3 protein-coding genes are annotated in these 7,268 nt (G+C 41.6%); all 3 read right to left on the reverse strand.

Going from position 1 to position 7,268, the window contains the following annotated elements:
• On the reverse strand, positions 1-482 hold a 482-nt coding region (locus G1O98_RS35785), incomplete at its 3' end, for a dihydroxy-acid dehydratase (protein WP_175586995.1).
• Between the two features lie 383 nt (positions 483-865).
• Positions 866-3,502, reverse strand: a complete 2,637-nt coding sequence (locus G1O98_RS35790; protein WP_163938871.1) for a GAF domain-containing protein — start codon at positions 3,500-3,502, stop codon at positions 866-868.
• A 435-nt stretch (positions 3,503-3,937) separates the two neighbouring features.
• The gene (locus G1O98_RS35795; RefSeq protein WP_163938873.1) at positions 3,938-7,039 is read right to left on the reverse strand and encodes an MFS transporter; all 3,102 of its coding nucleotides are present in this window, start codon (positions 7,037-7,039) and stop codon (positions 3,938-3,940) included.
• Positions 7,040-7,268: the final 229 nt, after the last annotated feature.

The following is a 7,268-nucleotide window of genomic DNA, read 5'->3' on the forward strand; positions in this document are numbered from 1 at the left end:
ACGGTTAAATCGCGTCCGTTGTAGTGACCCGGTTTAATTGTGCCACCGTAAACGAATATTGCTGGGATATTCATCCGGGCGATCGCTAGCATTGCTCCTGGCATATTCTTATCACAACCGCCAATGGCTAGTACACCATCCATACTTTGCCCGGTACAGGCGGTTTCAATGGAATCAGCGATGACTTCCCGCGATACTAGGGAATATTTCATCCCTTCGGTTCCCATCGAAATTCCGTCACTAATGGTAATTGTGCCAAACATTTGTGGCATTGCTCCGGCGGTTTTAATCCCAATTTCTGCCCTTTGTGCCAGTTGATTGATCCCCATATTGCAGGGGGTGATGGTGCTGTAACCGTTGGCTATACCGACAATGGCTTTGTTGAAATCTTCATCTTTAAAACCAACTGCACGCAGCATGGCTCGATTTGGCGATCGCTGCACTCCTTGCGTTACTACTTGGCTTCTCAAATTCTCCGACATCTTTTTTCCTTCCCTGGCATGATCGCTTGTATTGCGATTGTATTACCTGATTTTCTCATGTATACGCAGCGCGATCGAACATGAGTAAGCATTGGTAATTTTCTATTAAAACCAGGACTTACGCACAAGAGATCCCCCCTAACCCAATATGCTTCAATACCAGTTCAGATAAGACCGAAACACTTGTCTTGACGGCGATTTATCGCGTCTCGAAAACCCAAAATTTTTGCCAGTAGCTCTTGACTGAACCGTATTGCAATATGCTTGGGTTGAGCGTCAGCGTTACCCAACAAAGTCTTGATAATGTTGAGTTTCGTTCCTTAACCCAATCTACGCCAGTTTTAGTTTTTACCCTTAACCCAAGCTAACCCCCATTTTTAAGACTATGGCTCGCTCAAGAAGTCGTTAATAGCGTGTAATAATTGACGGAAAGTGTAAGGCTTCTTCAAAAATATATTGATACCAGCGTTAGCAGCCTCAACTATTTGGCTGTCTGTCACCATGCCGCTGATGCCCATAATCTTAACTTGTGGATTCATTTGTTTCATTATGCCAATTGCAGTTAACCCATCCATTGACGGCATCATCATATCCATCAACACCATACTGATTTGATTTTGATGCTGGGCATATAATGAGATTGCCTCGATGCCATTAATAGCTATCAGGGTTTTGTAGTTGTGGTCTTCTAGCAAAGTTTTGCTAATCTCCAGGATAGCGGCTTCATCATCTACAACTAGAATTAATTCTCCGTTGCCATTGGGCAATTCCAAGTTCTCTGCTTGTTGCTTTGTACTTTTGTTCAAAGCTGGTAGGTACACTTGGAATTGGGAACCTTTGCTTACCTCACTAGACACTTTCACAAAACCATTGTGGTTTTTGACAATCCCAATCACAGTTGACAAACCTAAGCCAGTGCCTTTGCCTGGTTCTTTGGTTGTGAAAAATGGTTCAAAAATTCGCTCCAAAATTACTGGAGAAATCCCAAATCCTGTATCTGAAATAGTTATGACTATATAAGGGCCCACCTGAGCATTTAGATTCATCTTGGCAAAATTTTCATCAACGAATAAATTTTCCGCAGAGATAGATAATGTACCGCCTTTGGGCATTGCATCACGAGCGTTGACGCACAAATTCATTAACACCTGATGAATTTGAGTCGGATCTGCCAAGATAGTCCAGAGTTTATGTCTAGGTAGATTATTAATAATTGCGATCGATTTTGGAAATGTGCTTTGGACAATTTGCTCAATTTCTAACAGTAGGTGTTCTATTTGTAAAGAAATGCCGTTGCCTTCAGACCTACGAGAAAAAGTCATAATTTGCTTGACCAAATCTGCCGCCCGTTTAGAGTTATGGTCAAGAAGCTTCAGCAGTTGTTGATTGCCTGCATCCAGATTGGGAAGTTTGAGCGCTAACATTTCCACTGAGGAAAGAATGGGTGTCAGAATATTGTTGAGGTCGTGGGCAATGCCACTTGCCAACGTGCCAAGACTCTCTAGGCGCTGGGCACGGAGAAATTGAGACAGGAGTTGTTTTTTCTCTGTGATGTCGGTGTCAACACAGAGGATGGATTTGGGTTGCTCTGCTTCATCACGCATCAGTGTCCATCGGCTTTCCACGATAATTTCTTTGCCGCCCTTTGTCACTTTATGTAACTCACCTTGCCATAAGCCAGAGTTAGTAACATTTGTTAAAGCCACTTGTAACTGCTGTGAGCTTTCTTTGCACAGCAACTCCTCCAGGTTCTTTCCCAAAGCTTCATGAGCTTCCCAACCATATAGACGTTCTGCACCTTGATTCCAGAATAAAATTTGGTTTTGGAAATTTCGCACGATAATCGCATCAGAAGCGATATCTAATAAAGCTGCTTGTTCGCGGATTTTCTGTTCTGCCCATTTGCGCTCAATGGTCGTAGCTAACACATTAGCGATCGCTTGCAAAAAGTGAATATCATTTTGGGTAAACTCTCGATGTCTAGTTGTGTGTGCGCCTAAAACACCCAGAGGTTGTTTTTGACCTTGAATGATAACGCTAATGCCACTGATCACTGAGTGGTTAATCAATAACGGTGGCCCTTGAAACCGTGTTTCTTTCCGCAGATCACAAACAATTACTGGCTCATGGGAAAGTAGTGTATAGGAAGCTTGAGTCTCATTCCCTCCACCTAATTCTAATTTAAAATTTCCCACTAGCCCTGGCTGCCAACCGACTCCCGATCGCAACAATAAGCTGTTCTCATCTGGAAGCATTTCTAAAACTTTACTGTATTCCACCTCAAGGCCTTGAGTAACCAGGGCAACCGCTTCGTCCATTAATGTGTAAAGGTCGATATTAGCCAGAGCTAACTGACCCAATTTAGCCACAGCTGCCTGCTGGCGTACACGCGCTCTTAAACCAGCTTCCACCCGCTTGCGTTCAGCGAGTTCAGTATGTACCTGCTCATAAAGTTGAGATTGCTGGATGGCAATACCCACCTGTACTGCCAATTGTTTGAGGAAATCGATTTCCCACGTCTGCCACTGGCGGGGTGCTGCACACTGGTTAGCAACTAATAATCCCCACAATTTTTTTCCTTGCAAAATTGGAACCGCCAAGTTTGCCCTGACCTGAAACTGAGTAAGTAAATCCCGGTGGCATTCAGTTAGACCTGCTGTATAAATATCTGCAATAGCTTGGATGCGCCCATGTCTGTACTCCTCGCCGCGAGTTTCCATCAAATAAGTGTCTTGAACTTGGGTATTCAGGATAGCAATCCAATGATCGTCAACAGACTCTACCACCACCACCCCACTGTAGTCTGGTTCAAACTGATACATGAACACTCGATCTACTTGCAGGAATTGACGGACTTCAGTAACAGTGGTGTTGAGAACCTTGTCCAAATTCAAACTCTGGCGGATGCGCTGGGCAATTGCCATCACCAATCGCTGCCATTGAATTTGCTGTTGTAGTACCTCCTCTGCCTGCTGACATTCTGTGAGGTGGCACATTGAATTAAATTCATCATTGTTCATCTGTAATATGCCTGGTTTAATCCATTAGGTTATCAATATCTGTAGTGACTGCTGGTTACGCCTCTGTGCTATTGCCTGTAGCCCATACTTTGTAGAAATAGATATAGTTAAAATTATCTGAATAATGCAAGGATGTTAATCTTACGGCAGTTGTTATTTCTATAGCTCTTCCTTAAGAGGTGTGCCGATTCAATATATGTTTTCTTTATTGCACCATAAATTATCATTTGTAACAACTTACAATAACTGTATGTATGTTCAGTTATTGAATGAAATAAGGGGATCAATCTGGCTTGAACACAGTTTTTTACTCTGTTTTGACCATTAGGAATTAAATTAATCCTTACTGATAAATTCTTATAAAAAAAGTGGCATTCATTTGTATAAACTGAATCCCACTCTCTATTGCTTAAAATTATCGATGACAGAGATATTTTACCCAGGAAGAGTTATCCCAGTTACAGCGATCGCACCTGCGATCGCACTGGCACAAAGGGAAGTGATCGCTGTCCCAAATATCCACCAGGCAGCATTGGCAACGGTTTTTTTGCTTTCTTCGGCTTGCTTTTTAGCTTGCTGTTGGATCGCTTTCAAACGTTTTTGGGTTTCTTTCTGGATGCGTTCGGCTCGTTGCAATACGCCATCCCGCGCTGCTTCTATTTGGTCGATAATCCGGTTAGCATCTGCCTCAGAGATATCCTCACGAGAACTGATGACAGCAACTAAGGTGTCACGATCAAATTCACTGAGGCGATCGCGCAATGCTTCAAATCCAGCTTGCGGATCGTCGAATACTTTGGCAAAATCTTGCTTAATGCCTTCATAGTTGAGTTCAGAACGATCCAGGGAGTTAAGATAGTTGCGAACTTTGGCAAAAATTCCATCCAGCACTGATTGCACCTTCTGCTGAATCTGCTGAAATTGTTCGACAATGGAACTCCGGACAGAATCAATTTGATCGACAATCCGGTTAGCTTCTTCTTCTGAGATATCCTCACGTTGGGATAACAGCGCCACGATTGTGGAACGGTCAAATTTTGAGGCGCGATCGCTCAAACTTCCAATTCCAGCGCGGGGAGAAGACAACAGCAATTGTAAATCGCGTTTGATTCCTTCAGGGTTGAGTTCGTCTTTGTTGGTATTACGCAGATATTCTTCAAGATTGGCTTCAAAATCTAAAGCTTGTTGAGCGGTACGCTTGGCTAAACGCCGTGGCGCTCTTAGAATATCACCAATGGCATCTTGTACGCGATCGATGATCTGATTAACTTGCTCTTGGCTCAAGTCTCCGCGCTGACTCACGAGTTGCACCAAGGTTTCTCGATCGACATGAGATAAGCGATCGCGCAGTGCTAAAGCTCCAGCTTTGGGATCTTCGAGTAATTTTTCCAAATCGCTTCTAATACCTTCGGGATCGAGTTCTTCCAAGTTGGTATTGCGGAGATATTCAGCGATCGCTTTTGTAGTTTTTTCGTACTGTTCTTTCGCCTGCTGCGGTACTTGCAAAATACTATCTCGGACAGCTTCAATTTGATCGAGAATTTGGTTTACCTGTTCTTCGCTCAAATCTTGACGCTGACTGAGCAATTGTACCAATGTGTAGCGGTCAAATTGCGATAAGCGCGATCGTAATAGGCTAATTCCGGCTTGCGGATCGTCTAGTAAAATTCTAAACTCACGTTTGATACCTTCAGGATTGAGTTCGTCTTTATTAGTATTCCGCAGATAGTTTTCAACTCTTTGACGCAGTTCATCGGCTTTCGCTTTTGCTTGTTCTTGCAATTCTCTAGCACGATTCAAGATATTATCGCGGTTGCGTTCGAGTTGACCAACAATATTATTAGCTTCCTCTTCGCTGACATCTTGACGCTGTTGAAGCAATTGTACAAAAGTATCGCGGTCAAATTGTCCGAAGCGGCTACTTAAATCTTCAAACCCAGCTTCTGGATCTTCTACTAACTTGGCAAAGTCCCGTTCAATACCTTCAGGATTGAGTTCTTCTTTCCCAGTGGAACGGAGATAATCTTCGATGCGCGTGCGGAAATTTTGCCCTTTTTCTCGCGCTTCGGCCTGTTTTACAGTCTCTAAAACTTCCAAGCGATCGCTTTCCATTTGTTCAGCAATTTCTTTCACCCTGGGTTCACTGAGATCGTCTCGCTGGTTCAGCAAGTTGGTGAAATATTCTTGATTGATTTCTTCTAACTCCCGTCTCACAGTTGTCGGATCTGCGTTTACGTCATAGATGACTTCTTTAAATTCATCTACTAGCGTAATTCGGTTAAAATGCCAAGGAAATGAATTCAATATGTAATCTTCGACATCTGATTTAATCGTGTTTTCAAGTGATATTGGTAGTCTTGCAGATACTTGCTCAGTGGCTTGCTCTTTAAACTTTTGAAATTGTTCTGTTACTTGCTCGACATCGACATCTTGAACTTTTTCTTTCAGCTTTTGCAACTGACTTGTAATTTTGTTCACATCGATATTAGAAAGGTTGACCCGTTCGAGAACTGCTGGTGCGGCAGCGCTCAAACCATATCGAATAGCTTGTTTAATTACACCATTACCATTACCACTTCCAACTGTAACCAATTGTTGAAGCCGTTCACCCAATTGCTCAGAATTGAGTTCTTCAGGAGTAGCAGACTTAAGTAAATTAATTACTTGTTCTGTAGGATTTTTACGATTCAAAGCTTGTTGCCAAGCACCTTGAAGTTGGTCAGCAATGCCATTGATATCTTCTTTAGATAAATCTGTGCGAGTGCTGATTAAATCAACAAATGTTTGACGGTTAACATTTTGTAATAAATCGCTATTAGCAACAGATTGTAAATCTGTATCTTTAAGAAGCTGGTCAAATTGGTTGCGAATTTCTTTAACATCCAGCTTTGGCAATTGCAGAGAACTTAAAGAACTTTGGAGAGTATTTTTAATCCCTTCAGAATCAAAACCTGAAGTTAATTCCCGCCGAACTGCGGCTGTAATCTCTTCGGCAGTCGAAACTAACTGTTTTTTCGCAGTATTAGCACTGATACCAGCAGTTGCTGTACCCATCAGAGCTTGAAAACCAGAAGTAACAGTATTAGAAATAGAACCAATTAAAGAACCTACTGCTGATGAACCCAACCAAATTACTAGTGAGAAATAGGTAGACCAGATGACTACACCAATAATTGATCCTAAGAATGCGCTTTCGATTAAGCTAAGTTTTACAGCTAGAAAGCAAGCAATAAATAATGCAATGCTCGCAGTTATTAACACCCAAGCGCCAACTTTGCCTTGAACCTTACGAATTGTCTTACCTAAACTTTCTGATTCATCATCGGAATCTGAATCAATTTCCCAAGATGAAATTCCGACAGCAACTGAAAAGTTGGTGAATAACAATTGAAAAGCAAATGCCATCGAAACTCCAGCCAGCAATGCCACTAAGAATTTAGGGCCAGAAAAAAGCACTGATGCTTCTTCTGGAGTTAGTACTTCCTGAGCTAAAGTTATTGGCGCTAATCCTAAAATAGTTGCAACACTTTGAAACATAATATTTTCTCACTTGCACTCAATTAAATACCCATTTATAAAATGGCTTATTTATCAGCTTAATTAGCAACTATATAAGCTAACACTTTCTTAGGTAATAGGTTTATTTGCCAAAAGTCGTATTTTAAAACTTATTGTTTTTTTGTTAAGAGAATTTTTTTGATTTGCTAATTTTGCCACGTTTTTACAAAATAAATATTTTTACTACAAAAGTTATATAAATAAAAAT

The organism is Nostoc sp. UIC 10630, assembly GCF_010747425.1.
GTDB lineage: Bacteria > Cyanobacteriota > Cyanobacteriia > Cyanobacteriales > Nostocaceae > Nostoc.